Origin of the sequence: Oceanisphaera sp., assembly GCF_052084945.1 — a bacterium.
Lineage (GTDB): Bacteria > Pseudomonadota > Gammaproteobacteria > Enterobacterales > Aeromonadaceae > Oceanimonas.
Window position 1 is genome coordinate 5,459 of record NZ_JBQDEX010000029.1, and the last position, 879, is coordinate 6,337.

Consider the following 879-nt stretch of genomic DNA (forward strand, 5'->3'; position numbering starts at 1 on the left):
CATCTAAGGCGCTCACACCATCTTCGCAAGTTAAACCTAAGACTAAACTGTCAACAACGCCTGCAACAGCAGAGCAGGCTCCGGTGCTACAGGTTGGTCGTTTTACCTTAAGTCAGCAAGAGCCATTATTGCTCACTCTGTTAAGCCAGTGGCCTGAACATCACGCACTGCAAGCCATTGCACGCCAAGTAAAAGAACAAGGGGGGCAAGTACTAGGTGCGCCTTGTTTTGGCCAAGGTGATAGCCAGTTTGAACAAGCACGCTTATTACAGCTACGCGAGGTGGCGCAGCAGTTTGATCTGGCGACCCTTACACAGGTACACACCCCAGAGCAATTACAACGCGCCGCTGAGTCGTTAGATTTGGTATTACTACAGCCCATTGAAGGCAAGCGAAACGAGCTACTCTTAGCGGCTGGGCGCAGCACGCGCCCGGTATTAATGCCACTCAACGACCAAGTCGCTGACACCCTAGTTGAGGTAGACACAGTACTTAGTGAAGGCAATCGCCAACTGGCGTTATTAGATACCCAAGGCCGTCCGTTAGCCGATTTACTACAAGTACAGCAAGCGTCTCACCTGCCTTTGTTCAGTCTGCTAGACACCAGCAACCCCATGCTCGTTGAGCTTGCCTTGGCGCTTAAAGGTGCGGGTATACAAGGTTTTTGTTTGCAGCTAGCTCAAGAGGATAATGTTGCCGCCTTGGCCCCCCTAGCACAGCGTTTATATCGAGATTAGCGACAACAAGCGCCTAACTAAAAAAAGCAGTGCCAACTACGGCGCTGCTTTTTTATTTATGTAGAGGCAAGTTTTTTTTCGTCCAGCTGACAGCTCTCTTTTGCCGTCATTGCGAGGAGCGCAGCAACGCGGCAATCCATCT

1 pseudogene is annotated in these 879 nt (G+C 50.7%); it reads left to right on the plus strand.

From position 1 onward, the window contains the following. A pseudogene (locus tag ACTHY5_RS04360) lies at positions 1-737 on the plus strand (hypothetical protein); the annotation flags it as partial. Positions 738-879: the final 142 nt, after the last annotated feature.